Source organism: Streptococcus sp. 2741 (assembly GCF_013276315.1).
GTDB lineage: Bacteria > Bacillota > Bacilli > Lactobacillales > Streptococcaceae > Streptococcus > Streptococcus pseudopneumoniae.
On the sequence record NZ_VMKU01000079.1, the window covers coordinates 1 to 16190 of the forward strand.

Here is a 16190-nt window from a genome sequence, read left to right on the forward strand (position 1 = left end):
ATACCTACGGCAAGGCGACGTTGACGTGGTTTGAAGAGATTTTCGAAGAGTATGAGTTTATTTTTTACCTGACTTGTCCATATTCCAGAAGTCTGTCACGGCTCCGCGTGAAGCAGATGATACGATGTGGGCATATTTACCGAGGACACCACGGCTATAAAGTGGTGGCAAGGTTGTTTCTGCCTTGCGTTTTTCAAGTTCTTCTTCGGATACGGCCATGGAAATTTCTTTGGTATCTTGGTCAACCGTAACGATATCGCCTGTACGAAGATAGGCAATTGGTCCACCATCCTGAGCTTCAGGAGCGATATGTCCAACAACCAGACCATAAGTACCACCAGAGAAACGTCCATCCGTCAAGAGGGCCACCTTGTCTCCTTGACCTTTACCAACGATCATTGAAGAAAGGGACAGCATCTCAGGCATACCAGGACCACCCTTAGGTCCAACGAAACGAACAACGACTACATCGCCATCAACGATTTCATCTGTCAAAACAGCCTGAATGGCATCTTCTTCTGAGTCAAAGACCTTAGCTGGCCCAACGTGACGACGCACTTTAACACCTGATACCTTGGCAACTGCACCGTCAGGAGCAAGGTTTCCGTTCAAGATGATAAGCGGACCGTCCGCACGTTTTGGATTTTCAAGTGGCATGATAACTTTTTGACCTGGTGTGAGGTCTGCAAAGTCAGCCAAGTTCTCAGCAACTGTCTTACCAGTACATGTGATGCGATCTCCATGAAGGAATCCATTTGCCAACAAGTACTTCATAACCGCAGGGACACCACCGACTTCGTAGAGGTCTTGGAAGACATACTGACCAGATGGTTTCAAGTCGGCCAAGTGAGGCACACGCTCTTGGATCGTATTGAAGTCCTCAAGTGACAAGTCAACATTGGCAGCATGGGCAATGGCAAGCAAGTGAAGAGTGGCGTTTGTAGAACCACCGAGAGCCATCGTCACAGTGATGGCATCTTCAAAGGCTTCACGAGTCAAGATATCTGATGGTTTGAGACCAAGCTCCAACATCTTAACAACAGCACGTCCTGCTGCTTCGATATCTTCTTTCTTATCAGCTGATTCAGCTGGGTGAGATGAAGAACCTGGCAAACTCATACCCAAAACTTCGATAGCAGTCGCCATGGTATTAGCAGTATACATACCACCACAGCCACCAGGGCCAGGGCAGGCATTACATTCAAGACGTTTCACGTCCTCAGCTGTCATGTCACCGTGGTTCCATTTTCCGATACCTTCAAAGACAGAAACCAAGTCAATGTCTTTGCCATCAAGATTTCCCGGTGCAATCGTTCCACCATAGGCAAAGACTGCAGGGATATCCATATTGGCAATGGCAATCATAGATCCAGGCATGTTCTTGTCACAGCCACCGATAGCGACGAAGGCATCCACGTTGTGACCACTCATAGCCGCCTCGATGGAGTCCGCGATGATGTCACGAGATGTTAGAGAGAAACGCATACCAGGCGTTCCCATAGCAATCCCGTCTGCTACGGTAATAGTTCCAAACTGTACAGGCCAAGCGCCTGCAGATTTGACACCTTCTTTAGCCAGTTTCCCGAAATCATGCAAGTGAATGTTACATGGTGTATTTTCCGCCCAAGTCGAAATCACTCCCACAATCGGTGTTTCAAAGTCCTTATCTGTCATACCAGTCGCACGAAGCATAGCACGGTTAGGTGATTTCACCATACTGTCATAAATGCTACTGCGGTGACGTTTATCTAATTCAGTCATTTGTTCCCTCCCATTTCAGTTTTTACTATTATAGCACATTTTAAAGGCAATGAACAGAAGAAAATTCTTGAATTTTCAGAAAATTCTATATACATATGAAATATTTAAAACTAAAAACAACAAAGCGGATTAGGGCACTTTCTGATGACCAGAATATGCTTTTTAATCCGCTTTCTTTAAATAACGTACTGTAATTGTTACAAAAATTCTTTCAGAACAGTGTATTTAACATCTATCTTGCATTATAAAACTCTAGAACTTTCTCTTTTATATTCGATTCACTCAAACCATACTCATTAAGAAGATAATCCACTTTCCCTACTTGACCGAATCTTTCTTGAACACCCATCCGATGAATTTTTGTTATTCCATCATCAGAGAATAATTCACATAAAGCACTGCCAATTCCACCTATCTGATTGTGGTTTTCTACAGTAAATATAGTTTTTCCACTTAACATTGTTTTTATCTGTTCTGGTATCGGTTTGATTCTAAATAAATCTATCACACCTACTGAATAACCTAATTTAGACAGTTCATCTGCAACTCGAATACTTGGAGCAACCATTATGCCAGAAGCAACTATTACAAGATTTTCCCCGTGTCTTAACTCAATGTAGCCTTTAGAAAAATCTTCTCCACCTTGATAGACAGCCTCTGGAGCTTTTCTAATTGTTCGAATATATTTTAGTCCTTTTAATTCTAATGTCTGGTTCAAGATTTCACGAAATTGGATATCATCAGTTGCTTCGAAAATGATCGATTTAGGAATTAAACGTAACAATCCAATTTCTTCAAATGGCATATGTGTCCCACCATTCATTTCCGCAGTTACTCCTGCATCTGATCCAATAACAGTGGCATCCAATTGTGCGTATCCAAGAGAAATAAATAATTGATCAAATACTCTTCGTGAAGCAAAAGGGCCAAATGTATGAAGATAAGGTCTAAACCCCTGAATAGACAAGCCTGCTGCAAGGCCGACCATTTCTGCTTCCATAATCCCAACATTCACATAACGGTCTCCAAAGTCCTTTTCAAGATTATGAGTAGCCATCGAACTTGACAAATCGGCTTCTAAGACTACTATATCAGAATCACTTTGATTAGCCTCTAAAAGGAAGTCTCTATATACATGCCGTAATTCTTTCGTGCTTCTCATCATTCTGTTTCCTCCAATTCCTGACTTAATCTTTCTACAACTGAAGTTAACATTTGTTTCTCCTCTACAGTAGGGCGAAGATGATGATTGGATTTCATTTCTTCCAGCTCTTGAACCCCTTGACCTTTAATAGTATCTAATACAATGCACTTAGGTGATGAATTATTTGACTGTTTTAATTGGACAATCCCTTCATAAATTTCTCTAATATCTGAACCCTTGACCCTAATGGATTCAAATCCAAATGCTGAAAATTTTTCTACGAAGTCACCTGGATTACAAATATCCTTTGTAAAACCATCTAATTGTTTTTTGTTATCATCAACAAATACAATTAAGTTGGATAACTGTTGCTGAGAAGCAAACTGTATAGCCTCCCAACATTGTCCCTCATTTAACTCACCATCTCCAACAATAGCATAGGTATAAAAGGGACTTTTTCTTATTCTCTGACCATATGCAAGTCCGGTTGCAACACTAATTCCCTGTCCTAAAGAGCCAGTTGTCATATCTATGCCCGGCGTTAGATTTCTATCAGGATGAGACGGTAATTTGGTTCCATTTGTATTTAAAGAATATAAGAATTCTTTGTCAAAGAAACCATTCAAATAGAGTGTACTGTATAGAGCTGGTCCTCCGTGACCTTTTGATAATATGAAATAATCTCTATCTCGTGCTGCAAATATTTCTGGAGTCATTGGCATTATTTCACCATAAAGCACTGCTAGAACTTCTACGATAGACAGACTTCCTCCGTAATGTCCGAATCCAAGATGATTCAATGTTCTAAGAGTATTTAATCGGATGTTAGTCGCAAATTTTCTTAACTCATCTTCTCTATTTTCACTTAAAATCATCCCTTACTCCTCCTTTGCAGATGGCTTTTTAATAAAGGATACTCCAAACATAACTGCTAGAATAAGAACAAGACCAATCACAATGCCTGCTTGTGAACCAAATTGATTTAACATTCCTAAAATAATTCCTGATAGACCAAAATCTGCATCTGAGAAAGTTGATCCTTGGAAACCAAGTCCTCCCAAAACTGGCATTAAAAAGACTGGAAGAAAACTGATTAAAATACCTTGTAAAAATGCTCCAATAGTGGCTCCACGAACACCACCAGATGCATTCCCAATGACACCTGCAGTCGCTCCACAGAAGAAATGAGGCACAACGCCTGGTAAGATAACAACCGTTCCTGAAGCAATCATAATTGCCATACTTACTAAACCACCAATAAAACTAGAGATAAATCCAATTAGAACTGCATTGGGTGCATAAGTATAAACAATCGGACAATCCAAAGCAGGTTTTGAATTAGGTACAAGACGCTCTGAAATACCTTTAAAGGCTGGAACAATTTCACCCAAAATAAGGCGAACACCTGCTAAAATAACAAATACCCCTGCTGCAAATTGACCTGCTAATTGTAAAGCATAAACTAGACCACTTGTACCACTACTGATTTCTTTTTCTATATATTCTGACCCTGCAAAGATAGCTACAATAATGTAAATAACTGCCATGGATAAAGTAATACTAACAGTGCTATCACGTAAAAAAGCTAAACTCTTTGGAAATTTAATGTCCTCTGTTGATTTTGATTTGTCACCGATAAGGCTACCAGTAAAACCACTCAACCAATATCCCAAAGAACTGAAATGACCTAAAGCCACCTTGTCATTTCCAGTTAATTGAACCATATATTTTTGCACAAATGCTGGGGAAATACTCATAATAATACCGAGTGCTAATCCTCCTAGTAAGATAAGAGGCAAGCTAGTAAAGCCAGCAACTGATAAAATGACCGCAATCATACATGCCATATATAGAGTGTGGTGCCCTGTTAAAAAAATATATTTAAATCGAGTAAAACGAGCGATTAAGATATTGAACACCATGCCTGCAAACATAATCATTGCAGTAGCTGAGCCATATGTTGTTAAAGCTACAGCTACAATTGCTTCATTATTCGGCACAACGCCAGATAAATGAAAAGCATGCTCAAACATGGTACCAAATGGATTTAAAGAATTTTGTACAATTCCTGCACCACCAGATACAACTAAGAAACCAACAAAGGTCTTAATTCCACCTTTAATAATATCAGGTAATTTCTTCTTCTGAAGAACTAATCCTAAAATTGCAATTAAAGCTACTAAAATAGCTGGTGTACTAACAATATCCAATATGAACTTCATCATGACGCTAGCCTCCTATATAAGTCCTTTTTCTTCACAAAGTTTAGTAATTAATTCTCGTAGTTCATCCATATCAATAATACTATTTAAGATACGAACATCTCCAAGATGACTAGCTGAATCAGCTAGATCACGACCAACAATCCAAATATCAGCTGCATTTGGATCTGCTCCACCTAAATCATAATGTTCAACTTCTACATCTGAAACATTCAAATCACTCAATACAGATTCAATATTCATCTGTACCATAAAACTTGAACCTAATCCTGAACCACAAGCTGTACCAATTTTTAACATTATCTAATCCTCCTGTTTAATTATCATTTTAATGTCATCATAGTTTTTTGATGATATTAAAGTTTGAACATGATTTTTATCTCTTAAAATTGTTGTTAAATGTGACAAAGCCTTTAAATGACTCTCATTATCAATGGCTGCAATACAAATCAACAATCTTACCTCTTGTTCTGGATTATCCAATAAATAAATCGGTTCTTCCAAAACTAACATTGACATTCCTATTTCATTCACACCTTCATCTGGCCGAGCGTGAGGAATTGCTACTCCCTTCCCTAAATTAATAAAAGGCCCAAACTCTTCTACTTTTTGAATCATTGCCTCAGGGTAGTTCTCAGTTATCTTATCTTGATCCAAAAGCGGTTTAGCTGCTAAACGAATCGCCTCCTTCCATCCTAATTTTTGCGAACTAACCTGATAGGTTTCTTTGGTAATAAGTTGTTCTAGCACTGGTACAATTTCCTTTCGATCATTTTTTTGATAAAGATAATTCTTTAACGCCAATCTTAATTCCAATTCTTGTGTAATAATTCCATATTTTTTGACAATATTCAGGATTTGTTCAATCTCAAAATCCCCATACTCTAAATTCGGAAAATCTTTTAACACTAGTTCTACTAGTTGTATTGCTTGCTCTTCAGTCATCATAACCGAAACTAGATAATTTGGCTTTTCTGTCTCCACCTTTATGGTAGAAAAAACCATATCATAGTCACTACTAGCTTTCACCTGTAAATCATCAATCTTTGAGGTTCCTATAAACTCAATTTGAGGAAATAATGCTAATAGATTCTCTTTTAACATCAATGAAGAACTAACACCATTAGGACAAATGATTGCTGCTTTATACCATTTTTGAGGCAAAGTATCTGCTTTCTTTAAATAACCTCCGAAATGGATAACAAAATATGCTGTTTCACTATCAGGTATGGGATTGTCAATAGCGTCCATCAAGGGCATCAAAGAATCTTTGACTAATTCAAATAAATCAGGATAATGTTCTTTAACATGCAATACATATTCATTTGAACTAGGTAGGCCGAACTTTAATCTATAGTAAGCCGGTATAAGGTGGCGGCGAAGATTTTCTCTCAATCCTTCCCTTTGTTTAAAATGTAACAAAGAAATATCTTCCATTCTACTTATAATAGCCTCTGTTAATTGATTAAAGTAAACCGGAGCAACATCTACTTCACCTTCAAAGCAACTTGATAATAAAACGGTGATATAGCGATAATCATCCTCAGAAAACACCGTATCTATAATTCCCAAATCAACCACTGTATCCAATAAAATAGTGGTTATATCTTGAATAACAGGAGATACTAATGTCTCTGAAAGACATACTCTTTCAACATCCCTTTGATACCTACACAGAATGAATACTAAACCGAAAAGGCAAACTTTTAATTGATTAACAATAGGTACTAGCTGTAGCTTCTCATAATAATCTTTAACTACCTGATTTATCAAATCATAAGTTAATGAATACCCCCAACTGGATAAAACATAATCCAAACCCCAAATCCCTATGGAGGATTCCAGCAACTCACTAACCATTTGAAAAGCTAAGCGGTGCTTATTCCACTCTGAACCGTGTAAAGTATAACCTTTTGCTCTACTGTACCCTAGCTCCAAATCATTATCTAACATAATCTTTCTTAATGATTGAATATCAGATAAGGTTGTATTCTTACTTACTTTCAAAAAGTCTTGGTAATGATTATTCGATATAAAATCTAATCGGCAAAAAGTGTAAAGATAGATTAAAGCTAAGCGAGTCGACTTTGGTAAAACCAATTCATCCGACTTAATAATATCTGTCAAAGACTGCTTCGTACGATTTGATAAACTATAGCGACCTTGTTTTTTATCCAGCACTATCCCTTTATTAGCTAGATAAGGCACTAAATAATCTATTCCTTCTTTGACTTCCTTTATAGGTAAGCTCACCTTAACAGATAATTCATATAATGATAGCTCACAATGATCCATCAAAGTCATCAAAATAACTAGTGCTCTATAATCAAACATTTCTCTTCCTTTCTAACTACAATTATAGTGTAAAAGTTATAAGAATAAAAGAGTATTTGAGCACAATATAATCTCACCTTTTAAAAGAAATTATTGGGCTGAAAGTTTTTAGTGATTATTTTCAACTTTCTATTGACTTTTAAAAACAAAGTGATATCATTTAGATATCAAATAATGGGAATGGTTGAAACGACACTGGAACGGCTCAATGAAGGGGAATTGGTAGAGATTGACGAAGAACGAAAAGCTGCCATGGTTTCAAATCTCCTTGTCGTTCTTTGTGGCAATCATGATGCACAACCAATTGTCAACACGGAAAGTCTTTACTAAAGATGGTTGAAGCTAAAAAAAAGCAGATCCCCCTTCGACTCTCAACAAAGTTATACGCTGCACTCACATCATGGGCAGAAGATGACTTTCGTTCAGTCAATGGGCAAATCGAATATCTCCTCACAGAATGTGTCAAACAACGGAAGAAAGACGGAAAATACGTATCAGAAACCATTGACGAACCATTTGAAATTGATATTTAACACCTTCTCCTGTCTGCTAGGTCTGACAGGAGAATTTTTTCATCTTTTTTTGTCAAGTAACTTTACTTTACAAAAAAAATGTGTTATCCTAGTATGGTTGATGAAAATCAGTAGATTGAATCGAATATAAATACCTAAAGGAGAAATCAAAATGGCAGTACCTGCACGTCGCACTTCAAAAGCGAAGAAAAACAAACGTCGTACACACTACAAAGTAACAGCTCCATCTGTAAACTTTGACGAAACTACTGGAGATTACTCACGTTCTCACCGTGTATCACTTAAAGGATACTACAAAGGACGTAAAATCGCTAAAGCTGCATCAGCTGAATAATAGAAGGGAGATACCATGCGCGTAAATATTACACTTGAACACAAAGAATCTGGTGAACGCTTGTACCTTACTTCTAAAAACAAACGTAACACTCCAGACCGTCTTCAATTGAAGAAATACTCACCAAAACTTCGCAAACACGTTGTGTTTACAGAAGTGAAGTAAGCATTCAATACGAATCAATACAGAAGAAAAACGCTGATTCAAGCGTTTTTTCTTTTTGTTAATTTCAGTACATTGCAATGAGAATCATTCGAATGACTACATTATTGATAATATTTGTTAAGCCATCAAAAGTAATTAACATTTCATAACGAGTAATCCTATTTAAACTCGTCTCACTATCTATTTTTTCTTATCTCTGTGTTATAATGAAATAAAACAAACATTTATATTCCGTTTTTAGCATCTCATTAAAATTGTTCAACATTAATCCTTTCAATCTATACTTAATGAAGATACACACTTTTAATCAAACTTAAACTCTAAAAATATTTACATTACTATTTTAAAAAATATCATAAAATCAAAGATTTAAATTGACAATCCAGTTTACTTTTTTACTTGATTTTCATATACTTGTCAATATACCTTAGAAATATAATTCAAGTACAGGTTATAGTCACTCACTACATTGGCTTTCTATAATAAAAATATTGAGAAAAAATTTTAATAGGAATTATAAACATGAATAATACATTTAAAAACATACCTAAACCCTATTTACCAGAAAAACTTCCATTTGACTATACTTCAATATATACAGATCCACAAATAATTAGATTAGTTTCTAAAGCAGGTATAGCTATTGGAACCTATGAAGGATTTTTATCATCTATTATCAATCCAATGCTACTAATTTCACCATTGCTCAGCCAAGAAGCCGTCCTTTCCTCAAAACTTGAAGGTACTCATGCAACTCTAGAAGACCTACTAAATTACGAAGCAGGTAATAAGGTTGATATAGAACGTGATGAACTACATGAAATTATTAATTATCGAAAAGCACTTTTTTATGCTCTCGAAAATATTACTACAATTAATGACAATAACTCTAGAGGGTTACCATTATCTAATAGAATAATAAAAGAGATGCATAAAATTCTATTGGATAACGTTAGAGGAAGCAGCAAGAATCCAGGAAATTTTAAAAGAACTCAAAATTACATTGGAAGTAGAGCAACTATCTCTTACACACCAGTTCCGCCAGAACAAACTACGGAGTATATGTCCAATTTAGAACAATATATGCATCATGATGATTTAGACTTATTAGTTCAATAAGCTATTGTACATGCTCAATTTGAAATGATTCATCCATTCGAAGATGGTAATGGTCGAATAGGAAGATTGTTAATCCCACTGTTTCTTTACTACCAAGAATTGCTATCTTATCCTACATTTTACATGAGTTCATATTTTGAAAGTGATCGATCACTATATATCTCTCATTTATCAAACATCTCTAAAAATAATAACTGGAAAGATTGGTTTAAATACTATTTGGAAGGAGTAATTTTCTCAGCAGAAGAGAGTACAAAAAAGGCACAGGATATCTTAAACCTTTATAATAAGATGAAAGAAGAAATAATACCAAAATTGAATTCTGTCTCTGGTATTCAACTTCTTGATTTCATTTTCTCTTCTCCAATTTTTAAAGCAAAACAAGTCAGCAAACACCTTAGTATCTCTGAACGTACGGTATATACATTATTAAATAAATTAATTGATGAAGAATTTCTTTCAACAGACTCTGCTCAAAGAAATCGTACTTACTTTTGTCCACACCTGCTAAGAATAGTTCAATAATTTTATATTGAAGCTCATCTTCGTTTTGCTTCACTTCTACTTTCTTTCGTGAAGTAAAAACGGAATTTGCTTCATTAAAGAAAGATTAGGTGAAGCAAATCCCGTTTTTACTTCACGAAAATAATACACACTTTACTTATTTTGTTTTAGAAAAATAACATCACTTCTCAAAAAGTTAGTCATTATCTTTATGTTAAGGATTAAATTCTGTATTTGATAGGACTGAATCCTTTTAGTTTAGTTCTAATTCGATTTTTACTTAGATAATCAATAACAAAAATGACAATAGATTTTCTACTGTCATTTTATTTTTCTAAATTTTTAGCAGATTATTCTCACAAGTCTCTAAACCTCTTTCAACTTTTCGAGATAGGCGGTTAATTCTGCTTGGGCTTCTGGTGTTGTGCCTACTAGCTGGCTGCGCATGTGTGCGAGTCTAGCTTCTACCTCTCCAATCTCTCTATCAATCTCTGCGAGCTGGTCGGCGAGGTCGGTTAGGGGAACAACGGGTTCTTCCTCAAAGGTATCGACATAGCGTGGAATGTTGAGGTTATAGTCATTTTCGACAATTTCTTCAAAGCTGGCTAGATGAGCAAACTTCTCGACATTCCCGCGTTTTTGATAGGTCTCCAAAATCTTGGCAATATGGTCTTCGGTCATATTGTTTTGATTTTTCCCTTTTTCAAACTCTTTTGAGGCATCGATAAAGAAGACATCCTTATTGGTGCGATTCTTTTTAAGGATAATAATGGTTGTCGGAATAGAGGTATTGTAGAAGATATTTGCTGGCAAGCCGATAACTGTATCAATAGCGCCTTCTTCTAGCAGGTGTTGGCGAATCTTTTGCTCGGCTGCTCCTCGGAAGAGGACTCCGTGGGGAAGGACAATGGCCATGACCCCATTATGCTTGAGGTGGTAAAAGCCGTGAAGAAGGAAGGCAAAATCTGCTTTTGACTTAGGTGCAAGAACTCCATAACTTGAAAAGCGAGGATCTTGCAGGAAGCCACTATCTGCTGACCACTTCAGTGAATAGGGTGGGTTCATCAAAACCCCATCAAAGTCTGTTGGCTCGGTAGTCGGCCAATCTTCATCTAGGGTATCGTGGTTACTGAGGTGATAGTTCTCAATCGCGACCCCATGAAGCATCATATTCATGCGAGCAAGGTTGAAGGTCGAAGTAATCAACTCCTGACCGTAGTAAGAAATCGTCGAAGCTTCCTTACTATAGCGCTTGGCATTGAGCAAGAGAGATCCAGAACCCATGGTCGGGTCGTAAACCGACATGCCCTTTTGATGCTCCCGCCCTGCAAAGACAATCTGAGTCATGAGGTGAGAGACTGCTTGAGGTGTATAGAACTCACCAGCTTTTTTCCCAGAATCACTGGCAAACTGGCCAATCAAGTACTCATAAGCATCACCCAAAATATCACCAGCATGACCAGAGACATTGAGGTCGTTGAGCTGTTTCATAACCTCAGAGATAGTCTTGTTTTGCTTTTGTGGGGTGTTTCCTAGCTTTTTCGCATAGAGGTCGATATCTTCAAAAAGATTTTCAAATTTTTCATTGGCCTGCTCGATATCACGGAAACTTTGGGCTAGGGACTCTAGCTGGAAGATTCCTTCATGGATAGACTGAACCAGCTTGGTAAAGGTTAGAGAAGGCTCAATCACATAACCCAGATCGTCATTTAAGACCTCGATGAGGTCTTCACGGACATCTGCATCCGCAAAGTTTTCCTCGTAGAGAAGCTGGGCTTGTTGGAAGGACTCAAAGGTCTCGTCCAAGTTATCACAGACGGCTTGGAGGATGTTGTCGGATAGGTACTTGTAGAAAATCAAGCCCAAGAGGTAGGACTTGTATTCATTGGCTTCCATCTGGCCACGCAGGATATCTGCCGCATTCCAGAGGGATTGGTAGAGTTCTCTTGATAAATCTGTTTGTGACATAGGGTCTCCTATAAATGTATGTTGTTAGTAGTATTCCATGTTTTAAAATATTTTTCTTTTTTATATTTTCCTTAAATAGTGCGGACGGGGGGTAAAATTATCCAGTGGATGATTTTAGAAATCCAAGGAATTTCATCCCTAATTTTTGAGCCCAGAGTCTCAAAAATCCCGTCCTATACAATAACTTTGTTATTGTATAGGATACCACCATGGCGGAAAATATCCTCTAAAAGCTCACTTCGTTCGCGCTCATTTTACGATAAACTCTTTTAAAAACGAATCACTGGGCTTTTTACGGTCTTTGTATCTTAGATAAACATTTTTCTGAGTAGGGTTTGTTTGCTTTCTTTGAGCTGGTTGACTTTTTCCTCTTGCTTGGCAATGGCCTTGTCTAGGTCTTGGAAGAAAGAACCGATGACCTCTTGTTCAGGGAGAGAAGGTAAGGAAGATAGTTCATTCTTCAATAAAGAATAATGACGTTTATACCCTTGGGATTTAGGCAGATATCTTTCTAACATTATAAACAAAAATGGCTGAGTAGTTAAATCTGAGTGTAATATTTTTATACCATCTGTAGCTAATAAAAAAGGAGTCTCAGGTTTAAATAAAGATAATGTATGATCACCAAAAAGAATAACATTACTAAAATTATTAAATGGTTTATTATCTGAAAAACCTACAATAGGAATGTCCCCTTGTTGTATTACAGGATTATTTCCCTCTTCATAATACTCGGTAATATAATTTTTGGAACTAATAGATTGGATTATCTCCCCCAACTTCACTTCCTTCCAGTCATTTTCAAATCCTGCGAAGCGAAGGGCTGGTTTGGTTTGTCCTTTGGCTGGGAAGAGGAGTTTGAGGTAGGTTTTCTTCTGCTCTTTGAGCACCTCTAACTTACGCTGTTGAAGGCTAATGAGCTGGTCAATATCTTGGAAGAAAGTTGATAGAATAGAAATCTCTCTAAAATCATTAGGGATAACTAAACTAATCTCTGACATTACATTATTCATTAATTTCGGGTTGCCAACTTTTGAAACATATTTCCAAGCTTCGTTATTTAATATTTCTGCAATCACTTTATTAGCAAAACCTTCATCAGACAGTAAAACACCGTTCACATTTGTACTATAAAATTTTCCTTCCCTGTAATTTACCGTTCCAGCATTTGCTCCATCAGTTGTCCAAGTTATTGCTGTTTCAAATAGATATTTATCATAATAGCCTAATAACCCTTCATTTTTGGTTTGAGAAGAATATACAGGATATTTATAAGTATCTGTTTTTTCTTCTGATATCTGCGTTGTTGCTAGTACTTGTCCCCTAGTAACTCTAAAAATATCTGAGACTTTCACTTCCTTCCACTCATCTTCAAATCCTACAAATCGATAACTTGGTTGTTTTATCATATTACTCCTCCAACTATTTCATCTTTATTTGTATCTATAAATTGCAATTGATAAGCTTTATGAGCACCCCATGCCTTAAGTATTTTCTTAATAGTATATTCATACTTCTTATCAAACTGGTCTACATAAATGCTCACATTCGGTGCCTGTTTAAAGATTTCTTTAAAGTACGGAGCATCCACTCCATTCTCATCCCGAATACCAAAACCAATGAAGTAGATTTCTTTGATAGAACTTAAATTTTTGAAAAGGGATTCGTGCTTTCTAAGTTGCTGATGGACGGGCTTTCTAGTCAAATAAACTAAATTATGAAGAAAGTCACGTACCTCAGTTGGGTTATTTTGTCTAAATTTATCATAAGAATCCATTTCACGATTATGTCCAAATATTAGTTTATCTTCAGAAATACTTCCATGTATATGACATATTTGTTCAGAATTTATACCGTAGAAATCCTCTAATAACATACTATAATTAAAAGTTAAAAAGTAGGCATTTTTATTGTGTTCAACAGATTTCTTTCGTTTTAGTTTTTTTAGATTAGTAGGCATATTATCCCAATCAAGAATAAAACATTGAACCCATTCCCTAAATAAGTTTTCAATGTCTGCTCTTAGAAATTTTTCAAGAATCGTTGCCAGTTCCTCAGAATATGTTTCTAAATTTTCCAAGACACAAGATGGCGGTATAATTTTCACCTCATTTATCCAACCTAAATCACGCTCCAACTGAGACCAAAAATTTTCTAATCTCATTAATTGCATCATATGTCGATAAATAAATTGATACCGTTCATGTTTATCTAACTGACCATTTCTAATTTTAGGCAGAGAATATCCATATATGTCTCTCAACTCATCTTCATTAACATATCGATGTTGTTCTTGAATTTCAATATCCTTTTCCCTAAAAAAGTCGCAAATTCCCTTTGATGTTTGCAACGACTCTAACAACTCATCTTTCCCATAAGCCTGCTGATAAACAAACTTCTTGAAATATAGATAATTCGTCTTCAAATCATGCGCCATATCAAAACCATTTCCGATAATAAATAATTTCTCCACTCTATCCCCCCTTTCTATTACTCCATTTTCTTATTTCTACACTTTAGGTTTTCTCTTTTTGATTTCTATTCTTCAATTTTACCTATTTTTACACTTTAGGATTGCCATCTATCATTTCTATTGTTCAATTTTGGCCATTTTTGCACTTTAGATAGGAAACTATGCTATTCTATTCTTCAATTTTGCCTATTTTGAAACAATAGATAGGCTTATTTTGTGATATAATGTTAAAAAACGTTGAAATGCGAGGATGACTACATATGAACTATAGAGAACTTAGAAAAATCTACTACAGTCATCGTGACCAGTATGAGGAAGAGTATCAACTACGCTTACAGGGATACAGCTCCATTAGGACATCTCTTTATCCTCATTTAATGCAACGCGATACTGTCAAAACAAGTCAATACCCTTTATTTGTTACCCTGCATCTTGAGATTTCCCAACTGATGGAAACTATCTCACAGCAGTCTCAACGAATTAGCGAAATAGCTGATACCCTCCCTAAGATTGCCCACGATCAGTTTTATAAGGAACAACTCTACCAATCGATTATTTCCACAAATGAGATTGAGGGTATCCATACAACTCGTAAAGAGTTGGTCGATGTGGAAAAACTCCTAGAGGAAGACCCCTACAAGACCGAGCAAATCAAACATCTTTCCACCTTGCGAATGTACCAACAAATCCTTAAGGATGAATTTCTCCAAATCCAATCGCTTGAAGATATCAGAGGGATTTATGACCAATTAACACAAGGAGAAATCTCGCCAGAGGATGAACTCGATGGAGAGTTTTTTAGACAGAAATCGGTCTTTATCCAAGACGACAAGACTGGCAAAGTCATCTATATCCCACCTCAAAAGGAGGAACAGATTCAGGTCATGCTGACAGAGTGGATTCGTTTTATAAACGACCATTCTATCCCAAACCTTGTCAAGGCTTGTGCTGGACACTATTTTTTTGAAAATATACATCCCTTCTATGACGGTAACGGTCGGACAGGACGCTATATCCTTGCCAAGTACTTGTCTAGAAAACTCGATAAATTTTCAGGGTTAGTTTTGTCCCAACAAATCAATCACCATAAGCAAGACTATTATAAGGCTTTTAGGAATACTGGCGATCATCTCAACCGTGCCGATGCCACCTTCTTCGTTGAAACCTTGTTGACTTTTATCAAGGAAGGACAGGAAAATATTATCCAAACCCTCCTTGAAAAACAAGAGCAACTGAATCGCTATAAAGTTAAGATAGAGCAGACAGAAGGGCTGGAGGAAGTCGAGAAATACATCTTGTTTCTACTCGCTCAGTCCAAGCTCTTTGTTGATGATAAGAGAGATGGTATAGAAGATAGAAGCATCATCCAACTGGCCAATCAGTCCAACCATCATTACTCTAAGAAAAAGGTCAAGGATGCTTTCTTGCATCTTGAAGATAGGGGAATTTTGACCCTAATTGGTCGAAAACCTTCCCAACATTATCTTTCTGACTATTTTTAATACTCAATGAAAATCAAAGAGCAAACTAGGAAACTAGCTGCAGGCTGCTCAAAACACTGTTTTGAGGTTGCAGATAAGACTGACGAAGTCAGTCACATATATACGGCAAGGCGACGTTGACGTGGTTTGAA

The 16190-nt window shown here is 36.6% G+C and carries 13 protein-coding genes and 2 pseudogenes; 6 read left to right on the forward strand and 9 right to left on the reverse strand.

Annotated elements, in window-relative coordinates; all coding sequences use genetic code 11:
- Positions 1-57: 57 nt before the first annotated feature.
- The 6 genes from ilvD to HT671_RS08020 form a co-directional block, all read right to left on the reverse strand.
- Entirely contained in the window at positions 58-1761 is a 1704-nt protein-coding gene (ilvD, locus tag HT671_RS07995; protein ID WP_000137354.1) for a dihydroxy-acid dehydratase, read from the reverse strand.
- A gap of 232 nt (positions 1762-1993) precedes the next feature.
- Positions 1994-2926 (reverse strand): transketolase family protein, encoded by a 933-nt coding sequence (locus tag HT671_RS08000; protein ID WP_023935387.1) that lies wholly within the window; start codon positions 2924-2926, stop codon positions 1994-1996.
- Positions 2923-3780, reverse strand: coding sequence for a transketolase (locus HT671_RS08005; RefSeq protein ID WP_000603571.1), 858 nt, complete (start codon positions 3778-3780; stop codon positions 2923-2925). Before HT671_RS08005 ends, HT671_RS08000 begins: the two co-directional genes overlap by 4 nt.
- Before the next feature lie 3 nt (positions 3781-3783).
- Positions 3784-5130, reverse strand: coding sequence for a PTS ascorbate transporter subunit IIC (locus tag HT671_RS08010; RefSeq protein WP_000975292.1), 1347 nt, complete (start codon positions 5128-5130; stop codon positions 3784-3786).
- Between the two features lie 12 nt (positions 5131-5142).
- Positions 5143-5427 carry a PTS sugar transporter subunit IIB gene (locus HT671_RS08015; protein WP_000912476.1) on the reverse strand — a complete coding sequence of 95 codons (285 nt, stop codon included), beginning with the start codon at positions 5425-5427 and terminating at the stop codon, positions 5143-5145.
- A gap of 3 nt (positions 5428-5430) precedes the next feature.
- Positions 5431-7461, reverse strand: a complete 2031-nt coding sequence (locus HT671_RS08020; protein WP_101514463.1) for a BglG family transcription antiterminator — start codon at positions 7459-7461, stop codon at positions 5431-5433.
- A 174-nt stretch (positions 7462-7635) separates the two neighbouring features.
- Between HT671_RS08020 and HT671_RS08025 the strand changes: the two are divergent.
- The 5 genes and pseudogenes from HT671_RS08025 to HT671_RS08045 all read left to right on the forward strand — a co-directional run.
- Positions 7636-7791, forward strand: a pseudogene (locus HT671_RS08025) (hypothetical protein); the annotation flags it as partial.
- A gap of 2 nt (positions 7792-7793) precedes the next feature.
- Complete coding sequence (locus tag HT671_RS08030; protein ID WP_000228848.1) at positions 7794-7994, forward strand: PTS ascorbate transporter subunit IIC; 201 nt, start codon at positions 7794-7796, stop codon at positions 7992-7994.
- A gap of 151 nt (positions 7995-8145) precedes the next feature.
- The gene (rpmF, locus tag HT671_RS08035; RefSeq protein WP_000290417.1) at positions 8146-8328 is read left to right on the forward strand and encodes a 50S ribosomal protein L32; all 183 of its coding nucleotides are present in this window, start codon (positions 8146-8148) and stop codon (positions 8326-8328) included.
- A gap of 15 nt (positions 8329-8343) precedes the next feature.
- On the forward strand, positions 8344-8493 hold the full coding sequence (gene rpmG, locus HT671_RS08040; protein ID WP_001265622.1) for a 50S ribosomal protein L33: 150 nt from the start codon (positions 8344-8346) through the stop codon (positions 8491-8493).
- 522 nt (positions 8494-9015) lie between these two features.
- Positions 9016-10137: pseudogene (locus HT671_RS08045) on the forward strand (Fic family protein).
- A 345-nt stretch (positions 10138-10482) separates the two neighbouring features.
- Here the strand turns inward: HT671_RS08045 and HT671_RS08050 are convergent.
- The 3 genes from HT671_RS08050 to HT671_RS08060 form a co-directional block, all read right to left on the reverse strand.
- The gene (locus tag HT671_RS08050) at positions 10483-12084 is read right to left on the reverse strand and encodes a type I restriction-modification system subunit M (protein ID WP_172923119.1); all 1602 of its coding nucleotides are present in this window, start codon (positions 12082-12084) and stop codon (positions 10483-10485) included.
- Positions 12085-12392: 308 nt separating this feature from the next.
- Complete coding sequence (locus HT671_RS08055; protein ID WP_172923120.1) at positions 12393-13493, reverse strand: restriction endonuclease subunit S; 1101 nt, start codon at positions 13491-13493, stop codon at positions 12393-12395.
- On the reverse strand, positions 13490-14557 hold the full coding sequence (locus HT671_RS08060) for an AbiH family protein (RefSeq protein ID WP_000413037.1): 1068 nt from the start codon (positions 14555-14557) through the stop codon (positions 13490-13492). The genes HT671_RS08055 and HT671_RS08060 overlap by 4 nt, the downstream gene beginning before the upstream one ends.
- A gap of 260 nt (positions 14558-14817) precedes the next feature.
- Here HT671_RS08060 and HT671_RS08065 point away from each other — a divergent pair, with 260 nt between their 5' ends.
- A complete protein-coding gene (locus tag HT671_RS08065) occupies positions 14818-16059 on the forward strand; it encodes a Fic family protein (RefSeq protein ID WP_050223701.1) in 1242 nt (413 codons plus the stop codon).
- The last annotated feature ends 131 nt before the right edge of the window (positions 16060-16190 follow it).

Bases quoted from the DNA above. Each gene is read 5' to 3' on its own strand.
- HT671_RS08020 (WP_101514463.1), bottom strand. From the start codon at position 7,461: ATGTTTGATTATAGAGCACTAGTTATTTTGATGACTTTGATGGATCAT.
- HT671_RS08000 (WP_023935387.1), bottom strand. From the start codon at position 2,926: ATGATGAGAAGCACGAAAGAATTACGGCATGTATATAGAGACTTCCTT.
- rpmG (WP_001265622.1), top strand. From the start codon at position 8,344: ATGCGCGTAAATATTACACTTGAACACAAAGAATCTGGTGAACGCTTG.
- HT671_RS08050 (WP_172923119.1), bottom strand. From the start codon at position 12,084: ATGTCACAAACAGATTTATCAAGAGAACTCTACCAATCCCTCTGGAAT.
- ilvD (WP_000137354.1), bottom strand. From the start codon at position 1,761: ATGACTGAATTAGATAAACGTCACCGCAGTAGCATTTATGACAGTATG.
- HT671_RS08065 (WP_050223701.1), top strand. From the start codon at position 14,818: ATGAACTATAGAGAACTTAGAAAAATCTACTACAGTCATCGTGACCAG.
- HT671_RS08005 (WP_000603571.1), bottom strand. From the start codon at position 3,780: ATGATTTTAAGTGAAAATAGAGAAGATGAGTTAAGAAAATTTGCGACT.
- HT671_RS08030 (WP_000228848.1), top strand. From the start codon at position 7,794: ATGGTTGAAGCTAAAAAAAAGCAGATCCCCCTTCGACTCTCAACAAAG.
- rpmF (WP_000290417.1), top strand. From the start codon at position 8,146: ATGGCAGTACCTGCACGTCGCACTTCAAAAGCGAAGAAAAACAAACGT.
- HT671_RS08015 (WP_000912476.1), bottom strand. From the start codon at position 5,427: ATGTTAAAAATTGGTACAGCTTGTGGTTCAGGATTAGGTTCAAGTTTT.
- HT671_RS08055 (WP_172923120.1), bottom strand. From the start codon at position 13,493: ATGATAAAACAACCAAGTTATCGATTTGTAGGATTTGAAGATGAGTGG.
- HT671_RS08010 (WP_000975292.1), bottom strand. From the start codon at position 5,130: ATGATGAAGTTCATATTGGATATTGTTAGTACACCAGCTATTTTAGTA.